The 19,005-nt window shown below is 33.1% G+C and carries 16 protein-coding genes; 13 read left to right on the forward strand and 3 right to left on the reverse strand.

Annotated elements, in window-relative coordinates; genetic code table 11:
- Window positions 1-95 precede the first annotated feature (95 nt).
- The 7 genes from BN2665_RS07535 to BN2665_RS07565 all read left to right on the forward strand — a co-directional run bounded on the left by BN2665_RS07535 (window position 96) and on the right by BN2665_RS07565 (window position 6,302).
- Window positions 96-1,148, forward strand: a complete 1,053-nt coding sequence (locus BN2665_RS07535; RefSeq protein WP_055666506.1) for a 4Fe-4S dicluster domain-containing protein — start codon at window positions 96-98, stop codon at window positions 1,146-1,148.
- Between the two features lie 13 nt (window positions 1,149-1,161).
- Window positions 1,162-2,103, forward strand: coding sequence for an RnfABCDGE type electron transport complex subunit D (locus BN2665_RS07540; protein ID WP_055666507.1), 942 nt, complete (start codon window positions 1,162-1,164; stop codon window positions 2,101-2,103).
- Window positions 2,103-2,684, forward strand: coding sequence for an RnfABCDGE type electron transport complex subunit G (locus tag BN2665_RS07545; RefSeq protein WP_055666508.1), 582 nt, complete (start codon window positions 2,103-2,105; stop codon window positions 2,682-2,684). The genes BN2665_RS07540 and BN2665_RS07545 overlap by 1 nt, the downstream gene beginning before the upstream one ends.
- On the forward strand, window positions 2,677-3,351 hold the full coding sequence (gene rsxE, locus BN2665_RS07550) for an electron transport complex subunit RsxE (RefSeq protein ID WP_055666509.1): 675 nt from the start codon (window positions 2,677-2,679) through the stop codon (window positions 3,349-3,351). The genes BN2665_RS07545 and rsxE overlap by 8 nt, the downstream gene beginning before the upstream one ends.
- Before the next feature lie 19 nt (window positions 3,352-3,370).
- Window positions 3,371-3,949: an electron transport complex subunit RsxA gene (rsxA, locus tag BN2665_RS07555; RefSeq protein WP_055666510.1), complete on the forward strand. Its 579-nt coding sequence runs from the start codon at window positions 3,371-3,373 to the stop codon at window positions 3,947-3,949.
- 13 nt (window positions 3,950-3,962) lie between these two features.
- Window positions 3,963-4,790, forward strand: a complete 828-nt coding sequence (rnfB, locus tag BN2665_RS07560) for an RnfABCDGE type electron transport complex subunit B (RefSeq protein WP_055666511.1) — start codon at window positions 3,963-3,965, stop codon at window positions 4,788-4,790.
- A gap of 237 nt (window positions 4,791-5,027) precedes the next feature.
- Window positions 5,028-6,302 carry a GntP family permease gene (locus tag BN2665_RS07565; RefSeq protein ID WP_055666512.1) on the forward strand — a complete coding sequence of 425 codons (1,275 nt, stop codon included), beginning with the start codon at window positions 5,028-5,030 and terminating at the stop codon, window positions 6,300-6,302.
- A gap of 39 nt (window positions 6,303-6,341) precedes the next feature.
- Here the strand turns inward: BN2665_RS07565 and BN2665_RS07570 are convergent, their stop codons facing one another.
- From BN2665_RS07570 to BN2665_RS07580, 3 genes are all read right to left on the reverse strand, one after another.
- Window positions 6,342-8,540, reverse strand: a complete 2,199-nt coding sequence (locus tag BN2665_RS07570; protein ID WP_055666513.1) for a DNA topoisomerase III — start codon at window positions 8,538-8,540, stop codon at window positions 6,342-6,344.
- Between the two features lie 213 nt (window positions 8,541-8,753).
- A complete protein-coding gene (locus BN2665_RS07575) occupies window positions 8,754-10,085 on the reverse strand; it encodes a cohesin domain-containing protein (protein ID WP_055666514.1) in 1,332 nt (443 codons plus the stop codon).
- Window positions 10,086-10,285: 200 nt separating this feature from the next.
- Window positions 10,286-11,293, reverse strand: a complete 1,008-nt coding sequence (locus BN2665_RS07580) for a hypothetical protein (RefSeq protein ID WP_055666515.1) — start codon at window positions 11,291-11,293, stop codon at window positions 10,286-10,288.
- A gap of 199 nt (window positions 11,294-11,492) precedes the next feature.
- On the opposite strand from BN2665_RS07580, the gene BN2665_RS07585 reads away from it, so the two are divergent.
- The 6 genes from BN2665_RS07585 (at window position 11,493) to BN2665_RS07610 (ending at window position 18,965) form a co-directional block, all read left to right on the forward strand.
- The gene (locus BN2665_RS07585) at window positions 11,493-13,343 is read left to right on the forward strand and encodes a phosphotransferase (RefSeq protein ID WP_055666516.1); all 1,851 of its coding nucleotides are present in this window, start codon (window positions 11,493-11,495) and stop codon (window positions 13,341-13,343) included.
- Between the two features lie 4 nt (window positions 13,344-13,347).
- Window positions 13,348-14,037, forward strand: coding sequence for an NTP transferase domain-containing protein (locus tag BN2665_RS07590; RefSeq protein WP_055666517.1), 690 nt, complete (start codon window positions 13,348-13,350; stop codon window positions 14,035-14,037).
- 393 nt (window positions 14,038-14,430) lie between these two features.
- Window positions 14,431-15,399 (forward strand): LCP family protein, encoded by a 969-nt coding sequence (locus BN2665_RS07595; RefSeq protein WP_055666518.1) that lies wholly within the window; start codon window positions 14,431-14,433, stop codon window positions 15,397-15,399.
- Between the two features lie 330 nt (window positions 15,400-15,729).
- Window positions 15,730-16,662: an ABC transporter ATP-binding protein gene (locus BN2665_RS07600; protein ID WP_055666519.1), complete on the forward strand. Its 933-nt coding sequence runs from the start codon at window positions 15,730-15,732 to the stop codon at window positions 16,660-16,662.
- A 28-nt stretch (window positions 16,663-16,690) separates the two neighbouring features.
- A complete protein-coding gene (locus BN2665_RS07605) occupies window positions 16,691-17,875 on the forward strand; it encodes an ABC transporter permease (RefSeq protein WP_055666520.1) in 1,185 nt (394 codons plus the stop codon).
- Complete coding sequence (locus tag BN2665_RS07610; RefSeq protein ID WP_055666521.1) at window positions 17,856-18,965, forward strand: ABC transporter permease; 1,110 nt, start codon at window positions 17,856-17,858, stop codon at window positions 18,963-18,965. The genes BN2665_RS07605 and BN2665_RS07610 overlap by 20 nt, the downstream gene beginning before the upstream one ends.
- The last annotated feature ends 40 nt before the right edge of the window (window positions 18,966-19,005 follow it).

The following is a 19,005-nucleotide window of genomic DNA, read 5'->3' on the forward strand; positions in this document are numbered from 1 at the left end:
AACTATATAATGCATTGTTCAATAGCTTTATATGTGTTAAAATATAACTGATATATGGTATTATAAAACTTATAGCTATAACATGGGGGTGCAAAATGAGTAAACTTAGTGTTATTTATCAGCTAAGCGGCATAACTAAAAGATTTAAAACCAATGCTTTAGACGGTATAGAATCATTAAATGTATCAAAGGAAATTCAAGTAAGTGGAGCTGCGACAGATAGTGTAAACCATTTAACTATGGAAGAGTTTGAACATTTATTAACAGAAGGTGGCCTTAAATCCATTGGTGACTACAAAGATAGGGCGAAAAATTATAAGGAAGCTAAAAAGGATTTGGATTATATTATAATCAATACCCTTGAAAAAGATCCTGCTTCTAATATAAATAGAGCTTTATTAAATAAGTTTTTTAAAGAAATAGGAGAAGGATTTACAACACTTTCAAAACTTTACAAGGTAAAAAAGTTTATTTTTATAGTAGATAAGACATCGAAAGAAAGTGTAGAAAAATTAACCTCAGGCTTGTCAAATAAGGAGATAAAAGTAGTTCCTTATAGCTATGGATGGTTAGGAGAAGAGTACATTAAAGAAAAGTTAGCTCTTTCTCAAGGCAAGTTTATTATGGAGGATATATTAAATATCTATTACTTATACCAGCTATTTAACTATAAGCAGATAAACAATTATGTAATAGGTGTTGAAGGACATTGCTTAAATAAAAAAGGATACTTTTTAGTAGAATCCGGTACAACCTATAAGGAGTTAATAGATCTTTTAGGAGGCTTTAAAGAAGAGCCTTATAAAATCGTCCTTGGAGGAGTTCTTAAAGGACAAGGGATCTATAACTTGAAAGAAAGTGTTAAGCCTGGAGATTATTCTTTGCTATTCTTAGGTGAAAAAGAAGGCAAAACTTCTATGGAATATAATTGCATTAGATGTGGGCAATGTTTAGATATTTGTCCTAAAAATCTTATTCCTTCAAAGCTTAATGAGTTTGCATTAACTAGAAGCTATGAAAGATTTAAGAAAGCGCAAGGAATGGAGTGTATAGATTGTGGTTTATGTTCATATACTTGCCCTTCTAAACGCCATTTAACTCAATCTATAAGTACAGCTAAAAAATTATTATTAAAAGAAGCTAACTAGGGGGTGCAGATAAATGTATAAGATATCAGCTTCACCACATATACGTACTAAAGGAAATGTAAACAGCATTATGAGGGATGTGTTTATTGCTTTATTACCAGTTACAGTAGCAGCTATATACTTTTATAAAATGGATGCAGTTAAGATAATACTAGCTTCTGTACTGAGTTCTGTAATTTCAGAGGCTTTATGGCAAAAGCTAAATAAAAAACCTATAACCATAAATGACTACAGTGCCATTATTACGGGATTGATTCTAGCCTTTGTGCTTCCGGCTCATGTACTTTTATGGATACCTATTATTGGAGGCGCCTTTGCTATTATAGTAGTAAAACAGTTTTTTGGAGGGCTTTCACAAAACTTTATGAATCCTGCTCTAGCTTCAAAGGTATTTTTACTTACTTCTTGGTCTGCAGCTATGATTAAGATAAGCACTAGCACTGATGCTACCACTGCTGCTAGTCAAGCTGCTGATGCGGTAAGCAGCGCCAGTGAAGCAGTAGTGGCAGAATTGCCAAGCCTTTGGCAGGTATTTTTAGGCCAGGCTACAGGAAATTTAGGAGAAGCATCTATATTAGCATTATGCTTAGGTGCGTTATATTTGATTATAAGAGGTGTAATAGATTTAAAAATCCCTGTGTCCTATTTAGCTGCGGTAGCCTTAAGCTCTTGGTTTTTTGGTAAGGAGGGCTTAATGACAGGAGAGGTTGTTAGAACCTTATTAACAGGAAGCATAGTGCTTACAGCCTTTTTCTGCGCTAATGACTATGCAAGTACACCTATTACAGCTAAGGGAAAGATCATATTTGGTATAGGCGCTGGAGTGCTTACTATTTTATTTAGAGTATATGGATATAATACGGAAGGTTCTTATTATTCCATACTTATCATGAATGTGTTTGCACCTATAATTGATAGAATAAGTATAATTGGATTAAAAGAGGAGGCGGCATAATGAGAGAGAATATTAAGCTTGGAGTAATATTACTTATAATTACCGCTTTATCTGGTCTTATTTTAGGTGTTTCCTATGAAAGTACCAAGGAGGCTATAGCTAAGAATGGTTCCTTGGATAAAAAAGAGATAGCGCTTATAATGCCAGAGGCAGATAAGGTGCTTAAGGACGAAAAGGTAGCTTTGCCAGAGGATAAAACCATAACTGAAGTACTTCAGGCCTTCAAGGGAGAAGAAAAGGTAGGCTATTTAATAAATGTAACCTCAAAAGGCTTCCATGGGGATATTCAAACTATAGTAGCTATATCTAATAAAGGACAAGTTACAGGTATTAAAATAGCTTCTCATACAGAGACTCCTGGAGTTGGATCAAAGGTTGAAAAAACAGATTTTACAGATAGGTTTAAAAATAAAAATATCCAAGGCGGATTAAAATTAACAAAAGTAGCTTCAGCTAATGCTAATGAGGTACAAGGAGTTACTGGTGCTACGGTATCTTCCACTGCTGTGGTGGGAGGAGTAAATAAAGCTATAGAGTTCTACAATAATAATTTGAAAGGAGCGGTGGGCTTAAATGAATAGTGCTATTGAAAGATTAAAGAATGGTATAATCACTGAAAATCCAACCTTTGTACAGGTTCTGGCTATGTGTCCTACTCTTGCGGTAACCACTAGTGCAAAGAATGCTATAGGTATGGGAATAGCTACTATGGTAGTGCTCATTGGCTCTAATATAGCCATCTCCTTGCTTAGAAAATTGATTCCATCTAAGATAAGAATACCAGCTTATATAGTTATCATTGCTAGTTTTGTTACGGTTATTGAATTTTTGATGAATGGTTATGTACCAGCTTTATATAAGTCCTTAGGAATATTTATTCCTTTGATAGTAGTTAACTGTGTAATCCTTGGAAGAGCTGAAGCTTATGCTTCAAAGTTTCCGGTAATTCCATCCATATTTGATGCTTTAGGTATGGGACTAGGCTTTACCTTGTCTCTAACAGTATTAGGAACTATCCGTGAATTGTTAGGTGCAGGAACTATTTGGGGAGTTCAGATAATGCCACAGGCTTATCAACCAGCTTCTATAATGATTCTAGCGCCTGGAGCTTTCTTTACCTTAGGCATATTGATGGCAGTTATTAATTATATTAATTTAAAGAGAACTAAGGATAAGAGCCAGTGTAAGCTAGTAGAACATGATTGCAGTAAATGCAGCATGGGCTGTGGCAGAGTAATTCAATCCTAGGTTAAAGGAGTGAGTATTAGTGAGGATTTTTATTATATTTGTAAGTGCAATGTTTGTTAATAATTTTGTTCTTTCTAGATTTTTAGGCATATGCTCTTTTTTAGGAGTATCTAAAAAAACAGATGCAGCGGTAGGCATGGGGCTAGCTGTAACCTTTGTTATGACCCTAGCTTCAGTAATGTCCTATAGTGTTTATAAATTTATATTGGTACCTCTGAATATAACCTATTTAAAGACCATAGCTTTTGTATTGGTAATTGCTGCTTTAGTTCAATTTGTGGAGATGGTGATTCAAAAGACAAGTCCGGGATTGTATAAGGCATTGGGTATATACCTTCCTTTGATAACTACTAACTGTGCCGTATTAGGTGTGGCAGTATTAAATATCCAAGAGAATTATAGATTTTTAGAATCTGTGGTAAATGGATTAGGTGCAGCCCTAGGTTATATGTTAGCAATAGTGCTGCTTTCAGGAATCAGAGAGAGAATTGATAATAATGACAATATACCATTAGTTTTAAGAGGATTACCTATATCTCTTATAACTGCAGGCTTAATGTCTATAGCATTTTTAGGCTTTCAAGGGCTAATACGCTAGGGAGGTAGATTGAATGAATACTACAGGAATATTGTATGCAGCGTCCAGCTTAGGCATTATAGGATTAGTCTTTGGAGTTTTGCTAGGCTATGCTTCTAAAAAGTTTGAGGTTAAGGTTGATGAAAGGGTACCTAAGGTAAGAGAGGTGCTACCAGGAGCCAATTGCGGTGGCTGCGGCTATGCAGGTTGTGATGCCTATGCCAAGGCCGTAGTAGAAGAAGGCGCAGATGTAAACTGCTGCGGTGTGGGAGGACCTTCTGTAGCTAAGGCTATCGGAGATATCCTTGGAGTGAAAAGCAGCGGAGTGGAAAAGAAGATAGCCTTTGTACGCTGTGGTGGAGATTGTTCAAAAAGTAAGGATAAGTATGAATATGAAGGCATTGTAGACTGTATAGAAGCCAGTCAATTGCCAGGGGCAGGGCCTAAGGGCTGCGAACATGGTTGTTTAGGTTTAGGCAGCTGTATTAAGGTCTGTAAATTTGATGCTATTCATATAGTGGATGGCATTGCTATAGTAGATGAAAATAAATGTACAAATTGCGGAGCCTGTATAAATATATGTCCTAAAAACTTGATAACTTCTATACCTCAGAAAAATAAAGTTAGAGTAAAATGTAATTCAAAGGATGCAGGTAAAAAGGTAAGAGAAAACTGCTCCATAGGATGCATTGGATGTAAAATCTGCGAAAAGGGCTGTCCTTCACAGGCTGTATTTGTAAGTGATAATTTAGCAGCTATAGATTATGAAAAATGTACACAATGCAATATATGCTATGAAAAGTGCCCTACAAAGGCGATAATATCTGATAAGAAAAGAGAACCAAAGGAAAAGGTGTCTTAATTCTTTCAATTCACAATACACAATTAAGGGATTTTTTTACTAGTGTTTCAAAAATTTCAAACTAAAAAGGTGGCTAATATTAGTCACCTTTTTTACATAAATTATAAATTTTTTTGAAGTATAGCAGAGAAAAATCCACCTTAATTGTAGATTGAGCATTGGGAATTACAAAAGTTCCTATGGAACTTTTGTGTGTGGTATAATAAATCATATTGAGTAAAGGTGGGAGGAGATGTAATGCCTGAAGTTACGTTGCATTGGAGTGGGGCTGTTGTGGGATTAGCCTTAGCTATATTTTTAATTTTAAAAAAAGTTAATGCAGTATATGCCCTTTTTGGAGGGGCAGTGATAGGTGGAGTAGTTGGAGGGGCTAGCTTAAATGAAACCGTAACCATATTGATTGAAGGAACAAAAAGTGTAATGCCAGCGGTAGTGAGAGTCATAGCAGCAGGAGTATTGGCAGGGATTTTAATAGAATCTGGTGCTGCAGAAAAAATTGCAGAAACCATAGTGGATAAATTGGGTGAAAATAAAGCTATATTAGCTATTGCGTTAGCTACTATGATAATCACAGCGGTAGGAGTATTCATAACCGTTTCTATAATTATTGTATCGCCTATAGCTTTATCAGTAGCAAGAAAGGTAGGTATTTCAAAGGCTTCTGTTTTATTAGCTATCTTAGGTGGAGGAAAGGCAGGAAATATGATTTCTCCTAATCCTAATACCATTGCTGCAGCAAAGGGCTTTGAGGTAGATTTAGCACAGGTTATGATTTATGGATTTTTTCCTGCTTTAGTAGGATTAATAGTAACTTACATATTAGCCAAGCTCTTAAGTAAGAAGGGGGAAGGGGTTAAGGATTCCGATATTGTGATTTCTAAGCATTATAAGCCAAGCTTTATAAAGGCTATGGTGGCGCCCTTAATAGCAATTTTACTATTGTCCCTTAATCCTTTAGGAAGCATATTAAAAGTAAATGCTTTATCCTCCATAAAGGTTGATTCAATGCTTATACTTCCTTTTGCGGGTTTTGTTGGCTTGCTAGCCATGGGACAGTTAAAAAATTTTGTAGCCTATAGTACGTCAGGATTGAATAAAATGACTGGTGTAGCCATATTGCTAATAGGTGCTGGAGCCATAGCTGGTATTATTTCCAAGTCAAATTTAAGTGAGATTGTAGTGCAGGCTATTCAAGGGGCTGGAATATCTGGTAAGCTATTAGCACCTATTGCAGGTATATTAATGGCGGGAGCAGCAGCCTCTACTACTACAGGGGCTATACTAGCCACGGGTACCTTTGGAAGAGCTATATTAGAAATGGGAGTAAGTCCTTTGAGTGCGGCGGTAATGGTGCATACAGGAGCTACTGTGATTGATCATTTACCCCATGGAAATGTGTTTCATATATCCTCTGATTCTGTTAAGATGGGTATTTCTGAAAGAATGAAATTAATACCCTATGAAACTTTAATAGGCTTCTCTATGACATTATTGGCAACGATTATTTATTAATTAAAAAGAGGTTTTGTTTATGCAAAACCTCTAATTTTTTTATTTAAGATTCAGCTTTGACAAGGCTTCTGCCAATGCGGAATTCATAGGAGCTTCATTTTCTTCCTTCATCTTTTTCATATATTTTGATACATCTTTTTTGTTTAATTTAGAATCATTCTTCTCAAATCTCTTGTTAAAGGAAGAAAGTTTTTCTCTAAAACTGCAGTTTGTACATACATAAATCTGTCCTTCACCTTCTCCTCTAAGCTCAAGTCTTTTATGACATTCAGGGCATCTTACATTAGTAAACCTTGCAACATTTTCTCTGTGACCGCATTCTCTATCTTGGCACACAAGGATTCTACCATTTTTACCATTAACCTCAAGCATATATTTACCACACTCTGGGCATTTTGTTCCGGTCAGATTATCATGAACATATTTATCTTTACTTCCCTTTACATCTTCCACAAGCTTGGAAGCATACACCTTCATATCATCGATGAAAGCTCTGCCTTTTAATTTGCCCTTACTGATTAAATCAAGCTCCTTCTCCCATTTTGCTGTTAAAAGAGGAGATTTTAAATCTTCAGGTACTAAATCGATAATTTGCCTACCCTTTGAAGTTGGTAGGATTTCCTTACCCTTTTTTTCTATATAAAAGCTATTAAAAAGCTTCTCAATTATATCGGCTCGTGTAGCTACGGTACCTAAGCCCCCTGTTTCTCCTAGAGTTTTTGCATATTCCTTATCTAAATTAACATACTTTTGAGGATTTTCCATAGCAGATAATAAGGTACCTTCATTAAAGCGAGCTGGCGGCTTTGTCTGACCTTTATTTATATTTACAGAAACTAAACTTATGCTATCCCCCTTATTTAGATTTGGAAGAAGCTGTTCTTTGATGCTTTCGTTATTTTCATCCTCAATTTCTTCATCTAAGCTATTATTATCATATACCTCTTTCCAGCCCTTTGATTTAATAACCTTACCTCTTGATATAAAGGTTTCTCCATTGATATCTGCACTGATAGTAGTTTGTATATACTCAAAGGGAGGAAGCATGACGCTTAAGAAGCGTTTAACTACTAAATCATATATATTTTTTTCTTCACTGCTTAGGTTAAGAAGATTCACCTTTTGCTCTGTAGGGATTATGGCATGGTGATCAGAAATTTTGCTATCATCTACAAAGCCTTTATGAGATTTTATTCTATTTTTTAGAATTTCGTTAACAAACTTACCGTATTTAACTGAAGGAATGGCCTTTAGTCTATCTGGTAATGTAGGTACTATATCGCTAGAGATATATCTGGAATCCGTTCTAGGATAAGTTAATACCTTGTGATTTTCATAAAGTCGTTGCATTATAGAGAGGGTTTGCTTTGCAGAATATCCCCATATTCTATTAGCATCCCTTTGAAGCTCTGTTAAGTCATAAAGAGCTGGAGCATATTTTTTCTTCTCACTTTCAGATATATCTACAATTTTACCACTGCCGCCAGTAACCTTTGATAATATCTGTTTTGCTAGACTTTCATCAAAGGTATTAATTTGGCCGTTTTTGCTTTGCCATTGCAGGGTAAAACCTTTAGCACTTCCAGTAATATTATAGTAGTCTCTAGGCTTGAAGTTTTTAATTTCTTCTTCTCTATTAACTATCATAGCTAAGGTAGGGGTCTGAACTCTTCCAGCAGAGAGCTGAGCATTGTATTTACAGGTTAAAGCTCTAGTTACATTAAGGCCTACTACCCAATCTGATTCCGCTCTGCATACTGCAGATTCATATAGGTTTTCATAATCTCTTCCAGGTTTCAATTTGTTAAAGCCATCTATAATAGCCTTATCTGTCTGAGAGGAAATCCAAAGACGTTTTATAGGTTTCCTAAAGCCCACCTTTTCTATGATCCATCTAGCTACAAGTTCCCCTTCTCTTCCTGAGTCGGTGGCTATTACTAATTCATCTATATCACTTCTAGTCATAACCTTTTTTACTTCACTAAAATGCTTGGCAGTTTTGCCTATCACCGTCAATTTCATTCTAGCTGGAAGCATAGGAAGAGTATCCATACTCCACTTTTTATATTTATCATGGTAAACCTCAGGGTCTGCTAAGGTTATTAAATGACCAAGAGCCCAGGTTACAATATATTTATTTCCCTCTAAATAGCTTTTACCATTTATATTACACTTTAAAACCTTTGCTAAATCCCTTCCTACACTTGGTTTTTCTGCTAGTACTAAAATTTTTCCCATTGCGATTTAACTTCCTTCCATGCTTTAGGCATCTCAAAAGACTATATATCTTCTTATGATACCTTAATTTAATTGTTTTATAATAAATAATTATATCATAATTATCTATTATAATTATAGAATATATGTAGGTTTATGAAAAACATAGGTGTTAGACATAAAAAAACAGGAAGCTGTTTATCTATAATTAGCATCCTGTTTTTTACTTTTTATTTATTTAATTGGCACACTACTTACTTCTTTTGAAAGGTACTGTCTGCTAGCAGCGCTTTCTACCTTAGCAATAGCAGCCTCAGCTTTAGCTTTGTTTTCAAGAGTTGGGTTTTTCCATAAGTTTATTACTTCGCTTACAGCTACCTTTACATTAGCAGTCCAAACATAGTCTCTTCCCCAAGCATCTAATTCTCCTAATATATAATCTCTATTATCCTTTATAGTTAACTTAGGAGCCAATTCAAGCTCTATTTTGTTATAAGCTCCCAAATCTCTATTATCAGCAAGTTTCTGTATTTCATTTCTAATTGCAACAATATCTGGTGTGTTTACTATATCCCATAAACCAATTATTTTACCTAAATATGCATCTCTAATCACTAAGTTATTACTGAAATTTTTTAGTATAGTTGCATAGGCAATTTGGAATCTAGCAAAGTTTTTTATGTTTAGGGCATCATTTACTGCTGGCTCTGTGGCAGAAAACAGATTTTTATCAATTACATAAAAATTCACTTCTTTACTTATCTCAACATCACCAGAGAAATAACTGGACTTAACATCAACCCATATTCTATGAGTTCCTAAGCGAGAAGGAGTCCAAGTAACAGTATTTGAAGAAGAATAATCCTTTATTACCTTCCAAGAGGATCCATCGTGAATCCAGAACCTATATAGTAGATTAGTTCCTGATGCATTGGCAGTAATAGTTATATTATCCCCTAGGGTTCTAGGAGATAACAAGTTTGTAGAGATACTGTTTAATTTGGTTATTGTTGTATTTGCTGATAAGCTTTTAGAGTTAGCGCTATAAGCTATTTTTGAAGCATTATTATCAGCAAGCTTTATTCTCATATTATTTCCATTAAACAGTAAGCTGCTATTATCACTAATAGTATTTAAGGTTAGAGCTCCAGCTTTTTTGAATTTAACTTTCATAGTAAATAAGCTAGAGGGGCTTGTACTATTTAAGCTATTTGTATTTCCTAATAAAGTTGAATAAAAACTTAAGTCTCCAGTAGTGTTATTTAGGTTTGCCAAAGCACTGTTGATATTTTTTCCATTAAATATACTACCCGGTTTTACTTCTAATATTTCAATTAGAGAAGGATCGTATTTAAAGTCCATAGATGCAGCATATAAATTGGTTACGCTTGATATATTCACATTTAAATCAAAACTATCCCCTATATAAAGAGGTGAGGTGGAAGGAACATATTCTATGGTAGGTGCCGCAGAGGCCTTTGCATTGTATACATGAGGGTTCAACCATAGTCCAGCTCCTAATATTAAAGTTAATACTATGTATTTAAAAGCTTTTTTTAATTTCAAAAATCATTCCTCCTTTAAAAAATATACTACATATATAATAACATATTTTTTTATATTAGAACAAGAAATATAGATTGTGCATATTTTTCCATATGTAAAATCCTTAAGAAATAATAGGATAAGCATGTCTAAAAAATAAAACTACCAAGTTTAAGCTTTGGTAGTTTTATTTTTCATATATTTAAGGCATCTGTAGATACCTAATAACTTTTTTCTAGCCTTTTTAACTTTATAGTATCACCGATTATAACTAAGCTTGTACCACAGAATATTATTATACAGCCTAATAAAACATTAGGAGATATCTGTTGTGAGAAAGGAGGCATCATTAGTATAAAAGGTATCCATAATACATAAGAGATATTTAAAATCATAGCTGGTGCTACACTTATATGTTTCATTGAAACATACCATAAAATATAAGAGGCTCCACCTATAAAGGATCCTATCATAAAGGTAGGCCATATAAAGGCTCTGCTGCCAGCGGCAAAGATATCTGAAAATTGGATTCCACCATAAAATTCAAGTATATATGAGTATTCTCCGCTGATAAATAAAAAGAGCAATAAGCAGGCTGCTAGTATAAAAATTGAATAAATATGTCTTAATGTAATAGTTACAATGGGATTTACATCATCTTTAATTAATTTGTATCCAAATATAGCCTCTAGGCCCCAACCAAAAGCGGGTATTAATGCTATTACGTATACGACGAAACTAACTGTTTCCAATTGATAGGTTGTAATAACCCCTATAACTGCAATGATACCTCCAAGTATTTTGGCCTTTGGCAGCTTTTCTTTAAAAACTAAGAATGAAGCTAATGCACCTATTACAGGATATAAAGCTGAAAATGCACCTGCAACGGGTGCCGATATAGCTCCAGCAATGGCATAGGGTATTAAGCCAAAGGGACCAGCTAATATTGCAGCTGGGATTATCCCAAAACCTTTTTTTGAAAAAAATACGCTCTTAAATTCTCCTATTAAATTTTTTTTCTTTAATACAAATAATTCAAATATAACGTTAAAAAATAAATCTACTAATGAAATTAGTATAGTTGTAATCAAAATTAGCATTATTCCTTTTGTACTTAGCAAATCACCTTTTGCGTTAGCATATAGATTCAACACTGTATATAATATTACGGTATAGAGCCCCCAAGTCAAGCCAGATGATAAACCTATGATATTGCCTTTTTTAATCAAAATTCCACCCTCTCCCCAAATTTTATATAAAAAATAATACGTTCATTATTTGAACACTATTCTAAAGTAACATATATTATTATGATTGTCAATATTTGCTTTTAATTATAAAAACTATTGTTAAATAAACTAAGTAAACGGTATAATATAAGTATGTTTAAAAAATGAACATACAAAAATGGGAGGTTAGGCAGGATATATGAATAAAACTATAGAGGTATTAGAAACTATTAACAGAAATAAACAAGTTACACAAAGAGATATAGCAGAAGCAGTGGGTATATCTGTAGGTAAGGTAAATTCAATAATAAAAGGGCTGCTCCAATGTGGGCATTTAGAAATAGAAAAGATAAACAGAAACCACAATTACATTATTACTTCAATGGGATTAGAGTTCTTAGAGGACAATTTAAAGCGTATTCAGGAAAAAAAGTTAACATTGCATACTGAGGCGAAAAAAAAGGTTACGCAAGCAGTTATTTTAGCTGCAGGTGAAAGGAAAGAGTTCGGAAAGCCTATAGGTACTCTTAAGCTAGAGGATAAGCTTATAGCGGAGAGAACTGTGGATCTTTTAAGAGAAAATGGCATAGAAAAGATTGTGGTGGTGACAGGATATGAAGCTGAGTACTATGAAGAACTAGCTCAAAGCAAGAAGTTAGAGTTAGTGAAAAATAATAAGTATAAGTGGACAGGCACTATGTATTCCTTAGCCTTAGCTCAGAAATTCATAGAGGATGATTTTATACTAGTAGAAAATGATCTAATTTTTGAAGAAAGAGCTATAACCGAGGTTTTAAAAAATGAAAATAGAGATTGTATGCTCATAACCAGCGAAAGTGGTTCTGGAGATGAAGCTTTTGTAGAGATTAAAAACGATTTTATCTTTAAGATGTCTAAGGATAAACATCAATTTAATAGAATTGATGGTGAAATGATTGGTATAGTTAAGGTATCCTATGAGGTTTATAAAAGGATGCTTAAGGATTTTGAATATAATGTAAATCCGTATTTAAATTATGAATATTCTCTTATGGATGTAGGCAGGAATTATAATATTGGCTATGTAAAGCTAGATGATTTGGTTTGGGCTGAAATAGATAATGAAGAGCATTACCATAATGTAGTGAATTATATCTATCCTAGATTAAGAAGAAAAGAGATGGAGTTTAAAGCTCAAAGTTTAAGAAGCTTTGTATGTAACGCTCTTAATCTTAAAGAGGAGGAAGTAGGAGAAATTACTGCTGCTGGTGGAATGACTAATAAAAATTATAAGGTAGAAATACAGAACAAACCTTATATTTTAAGAGTTCCTGGCTTAGGGACAGAGGATATGATAAACAGAAAGGAAGAAAAGTTAAATGCTCAGATTGGTTATGAGCTTGGCATAGATACTAGAGTTTTATTCTTTGATGATAATACAGGTATTAAGATATCAAGATTTATAGATAATGCAGAAACTTTAAATGGTGTTACCGCTAAAAAAGAGGAAAATATGAGATTAACTTCAAGTATATTAAAAAAGCTTCATAGTTCTGGCATAGAATTTAAAAATAGCTTTGATGTATTTGAAAAAATCCAGCATTATGAAAATCTTTTAAAAGAAGCTAAGGGTAATAATTTTAAAGATTACTATGAGGTAAAAGAAAGAGTAATGGCTCTTAAAGATCTATTGGATAATTTAGATGTGGAGATACTTTCTTGTCATAATGATGCAGTGCCAGAGAATTTTATAAAGAGCGGTGAAGATAGGATATATTTAATAGATTGGGAGTATAGCGGAATGAATGACCCAATGTGGGATTTAGCAGCTCATTCTATAGAATGTAATTTTTCAGAGGATGACGAGGAATTATTTTTGAATCTTTATTTTGGTAAAAATCCAGAAGAAAAGTTTAAGACTAGGATTTTAATCCATAAGATATGCCAAGACTTTTTATGGAGTATTTGGACTAATATTAAAGAAGCTAAAGGAGACAATTTTGGTACTTATGGTATTGATAGATATAATAGAGCTAAGAAGAATTTAGATGTTCTTCAAAAAGGAGTGTAGTAATATGAGAGCAATTTTGTTAGCAGCTGGTATGGGAACTAGACTTAGACCTTTGACTTTAGAAACACCAAAATCCTTAATAGTGGTAAATGGTAAGCCTTTACTAGAAAGACAGGTAGAATATTTAAGAGCTATAGGAGTAGAGGAAATAATAGTTTTAACAGGATATCTTCCACAGAAGTTTGAATATCTTAAGGAGAAGTACGGAGTAAAACTAGTACATAATGATAAGTACGATGTATATAATAATATTTACACTATGTACCTTGTAAGAGAGTATTTAAAGGATTCCTATGTAATAGACGCAGATGCTTATCTTCATAGAAATTTTTTAGAGAAAAGTTTGAAAACCTCTACCTATTTTTCAGGAGTAAAATCAGGATTTATAGGTGAATGGAAGCTTAAATTTGACGGAAATTCAAGGATTCATGATATAGAAGTAGGAGATGGAGAAGATTATATAATGTCCGGTGTATCCTATTGGTCTGAGGAAGATGGAAGTTTCATAAAAGAAAAGCTAGAAGAGGTAATAGATAGCGGAAATTTTGGGGATTTATATTGGGATAATATAGTCAAGGACAATTTAGCTAATTTAAATGTATATATTAAAAAGATCAAAAGCGATGACTGGTTTGAGGTAGATTCTTTAGAAGACCTTCAAGGTGTTGAAGATTATATAAAACTTAATAAGTAATATAAGAAAAAAGCGACGTTGGTCGCTTTTTTCAGTTAAGAGTTAATAATAAAGAGTGAAGAGTTTAGGAGGATTTTTCTCCGCTTCTCTACGAAAAATCTTTGATTATAGTTTTAATGGATTAGCCCCAAAAGCCGTGGCTAAGTATTAGCCACGCTATATAAATTCCAAATTTTTTCGCAGCGTCAGCGGAGAAAAAATTGCCTTTACTCTTAACTTTTCACTCTTAATTCTTAACTATAAATAAAAATTATTTCATAATTTTTATTTATAAACTCTAAAGGTTTATAATTTATATGAAAATTAATATACTATATATAATAAGTATTTTAATCTAAAATAGAAGTCACTTTTTTCAAATACAATATTCTAAGAATAAATGAGAGGTATAGTATGAACAAGAAAAATAATAAGGCTATAAGGTATATTACTACTGTTTTAATCATTATAGTACTGTTTTGTCTAGGCATATTTATATATTCCTACTCACAATTAAATAAAATAAAAAGCACAAAGCTACCGGAGGAAGAGGCAGCGCCTAAAGAAACACCTGTACAGGTAAAGGATGATAGCGGAAAAGAACAAAATGCCCATAAGGTTACTAATATATTATTTTTGGGGGTAGATAAGCTGGAAAATGCCTCTGATAGTATAATGATATTATCCTTAGACGATACTAGCAAAACTGTAAAAATGACCTCTATAATGAGAGACAGCTATGTGTTTTTTGGAAAAGACAAGATTAATAAAATAAACTATGCTTATCATTACGGAGGACCAGCGCTATCTGTCAAAACTGTAAATGATAGCTTTAATATGGATATAAAAGATTACATCAAAGTGGACTTTGCAGCCCTTCATAAGATAATTGATAGTTTAGGCGGGGTAGATATTGATATTAAAAAAGAGGAAGTAGATATAATAAATTTTTATATAAGAGATATTGCAGCTATAGAAAAAATAACACCTCAGCCAGTAACTAAGCCTGGACTACAAAGATTATCAGGATTGCAGGCCGTGGCTTATACAAGGATAAGATATGTAGGAAATCAGGATTATGAGAGGACAGAACGCCAAAGAAGAGTTTTAAAATTATTATTTGAAAAGGTAAAGGATGTCTCTTTGCTTTCTCTTCCATCCATAGCCTCAAATATAACACCCTATCTTGAAACTAGCTTGGATAAAGGAGAAATGCTATCTCTTGGAAGTAAATTGATTTCCTATGGAAAAAAAGCTATCGCTGAATCAAGGGTGCCTTATGATGGCTATAAGTCAGATGCAATGATTAACGATATTTACTATATGAAATGGGATAGGGATAAAAATATAGAGTTACTTCATAAATTTATATACTTAGACTAGTTTAAGTAATGCACAATTCACAATGCACAGTGCACAATGAAGGAGAATTTTTCTTCACTGCTTTACGAAAAATTATAAAGTATAAAGCTACTGCTAACAAGTTAGCAGTAGGCTTTGCTCAAAGTGTGGACAAAGTCCACACTTTATTATTTTAATGAAAGATTTTTCGTAGAGTAAGGGCGAAAAATCTACCACAATTGTGAATTGTGCATTGTGAAGTGATGACATTTGTCACATGAAAATGTTATAAAAGGAACTATAAAAAAGCAGTTAAACTTTATATTATATAATTAAATAAATTTTAAAAAGGAATTTATGGAGGGTAGAGCAATGATTATAGAAATAAAAAATTTAGTTAAAAGATACGGAGACTTTTTAGCTGTAGATAATATGAATCTAAAGGTAAGAGAGGGAGAAATATTTGGACTTCTTGGTCCTAATGGGGCAGGTAAAACTACTACTATAAATACTATAGCAGGATTAACTAAAGTTGATAGCGGTGACATAAAAATATTTGAAAAAGACATGAAGCATCACGAGTTAGAAATTAAAAGAAATATGGGCATAGTACCTCAGGATATAGCAGTTTTTGGAGAACTTACTGCTTATGAGAATGTGATGTTTTTTGGTAAATTATATGGATTAAGAGATGGGAATCTTAAGGACAAGGTTCAGGAGGCTTTAAACTTTACTGGGCTTTGGGATAGGAGAAAGGATTTTCCTAAAAATTATTCTGGTGGAATGAAAAGAAGGTTAAATATAGCTTGTGCTATAGTGCACCAGCCCAAAATAATCATTATGGATGAACCTACTGTAGGTATAGATCCTCAATCAAGAAATCATATATTACAATCTGTGAAGGAATTGAATAAATTAGGCTCAACTATAATATACACCTCTCATTATATGGAGGAGATAGAAGAGCTTTGTACAAATATAACCATAATGGATCATGGTAAGATTATTGCCAGTGGTACTAAGGAGGAGCTTAAAGCTTTAATATCTTCCGAGGATAAAATGAGTTTAGAGGTATCTTCTGTTAATTATACATTAATAGACAATATAAAGAACCTTCAAGGAGTTAGAGAGTGTAGTAATGAAGGCAATGTTATAACGGTGATTTCAAATAAGAATAGTAAAAATTTGAGTAAGGTAATTGATATTATAAATGAGGCAGATTCAGAAATAATGTCTATAAATATAGAAAAACCAACTCTAGAAGGAGTATTTTTAACACTGACAGGAAGAACCTTAAGAGATTAATTATTTGAATTCATAGGTGGTGAAAACAATGGATAGATTTAAAAATATATTTACTATAGCCCATTACACTATTTTGAGATATGTAAGAGATAGAAAGACTCTATCCTCAATGTTGCTGCTTCCCATAATGCTAATAATATTGCTTGGAACAGCTTTAGACAAGTATTTTATTACTTCAAAAATAGATCCTATAAAGGTTGCTTTGGTAAATAAAGATAAGGGAGAAATCTCAAAGAGCTTTGAAGAATTTTTAAATATAAAGGATATAAAAGAAATCCTAATAGTAGAAAAATATGAAGACTATGACAAGGCTTTAGAAATGGTAAAGAATAAGGAGCTAGAGGCTCTTATATATATAAAAGAAGATTTTTCAAAGGATATAACCGCAGGAAATAAAACTAATATTCAGATCTATGGAAGTAAGTATGCTACCTTTAAGAGTAATGTGGTACAAAATATAGTGGATGCTTATGTAAGTGGAGCTAATACCACAGAAGCTATGTATAAAATAGCAGGGCCTGAGATTATTAAAAATGTACAATATGAAAATAAGAAAGTCATAAAGGATGAAAGCTTTTCAGTATCGGGTAGGAAACCTAGAGCCATAGATTATTATGCAGTAACTATGCTGGTAATGACTTTAATGTATGGAACCATGTATGGGTCTTATAGCTTTGGAGAAGACAATTTTGAGGCTACAGGTATAAGAATTAAAACTGCTCCAGTTAGGTACATGGAAATATTTATAGGAAAGGCATTAGGCATAGTATTTACACTATTTTGGCAATTTATGACGCTGATTTTATTTTCAAAGTATGTGTACGGGGTTAATTTCGGTAATAATTTGGCAGTGATAATTTTCATATGCTTAACCTTAGCTATGTTAGCTACCTCATTAGGTATGACAGTTTGTACTATTGCTAAAAATGAAAAGTTAGCAGGGGCATTACTGAATATTATTGTTCCAGTGCTTACTTTTATAGCTGGGGGTTATGCAAAATTTGATGTAGATCCAAATAGCCTTTTTTCTAAGATAAGGTATATATCTCCTAACCACTTAGCTCAAACAGCTATTTTCAATAATATATATGGGGGATCAGCAGCAGAAACTCAAAACATGATAATTACAATGTGGGTAATGACTATTGCTTTTATAATTATTGCTTCCCTATTTGGAAGGAGGTTGCTTGGAAATGATAGTTTTTCAGAATAATATAAAAAGAATGTTAAAAAACAAGCTAAATTTATTTTTTATGTTTGTTTTCCCAGTGTTGTTTATGGCTTTAATAATGTCAGCTAATTCAGGCACCGGTGGAAATGTTATAGTAGGGGTAGTGGATAAGGATAACACTAAGCTTACAGAAATCCTTAAAGAAAATTTAAAAAGCAATGGTAAAATAAAAGCTCTAGAAGAAAAGGATATAAAGGGAGAGCTTATTAATAATAGAATAGATTATGCTATAGTTATAGATAAGGATTTTACAAAGGGTATCATAGAGGGTAAAGATGTAGATATAAGAGGTTTTAGCATAAATGAGACTAATGCTGCTCTGCCAGCAAAATTTTATATAGAATCCTATATAAGTTCAGTAAAGAATATAGCCAAGGCCGCGGAAGGCGCTGAAGATAAATTTTATAAGGGTATAGAGGCATATAAAGAAGGTAGTTTTAATATTGAATGTAAAAATGTAGAAAGGGAAGAAGGAAATAAGACGAATTCCTTACAAGCTTTAGGATTTTTGGTTATGGGTGTATTTTCTTTAGCTACTGTCTCTTCAAATTTAATGATAAAGGACAAGGAAAAGAATATATACTCAAGATTATTCACTACACCTCTTACCATAAAGCAGTATATGCTTCAAAATATATTAAGCTATTTATTTATATCCATATTTCAGATAATAGTATTGCTTATATTGCTTATAAAAGTATTCAAAGCAGACATTGGGCCAGCTCCTATGAATATGTTTTTTATACTAGTTGTATTTTCTCTGGTATGCGTGGCCTTAAATATGTTTATAGGAAGTTTATCTAAGGATTCAAGACAGGCCTCTGCCATAGGTACTTTAATATTTACTCCCTTCTGCATGCTAGGAGGCTGCTTCTGGCCTAGAGAGATCATGCCGGATATATTGCAAAAGGCCTCAAACTTTGTTCCTACCACTTGGGTGCTAAAAGGGGCTGAAAAAATCATGTATGGAAAGAGCTTGCTGCAGCTAAATATTGAAATAGGAATATTATTATTATTTGCAATGGTATTCTTCTTGCTAAGTTCTTGGAAAAAAGAAGATGTGATGAAATAGAGGGCGAAAGCTCTCTATTTTTAGTACTCAGAAATAGTGT

It is taken from the genome of Desnuesiella massiliensis, from assembly GCF_001403615.1.
Classification (GTDB): domain Bacteria; phylum Bacillota; class Clostridia; order Clostridiales; family Clostridiaceae; genus Desnuesiella; species Desnuesiella massiliensis.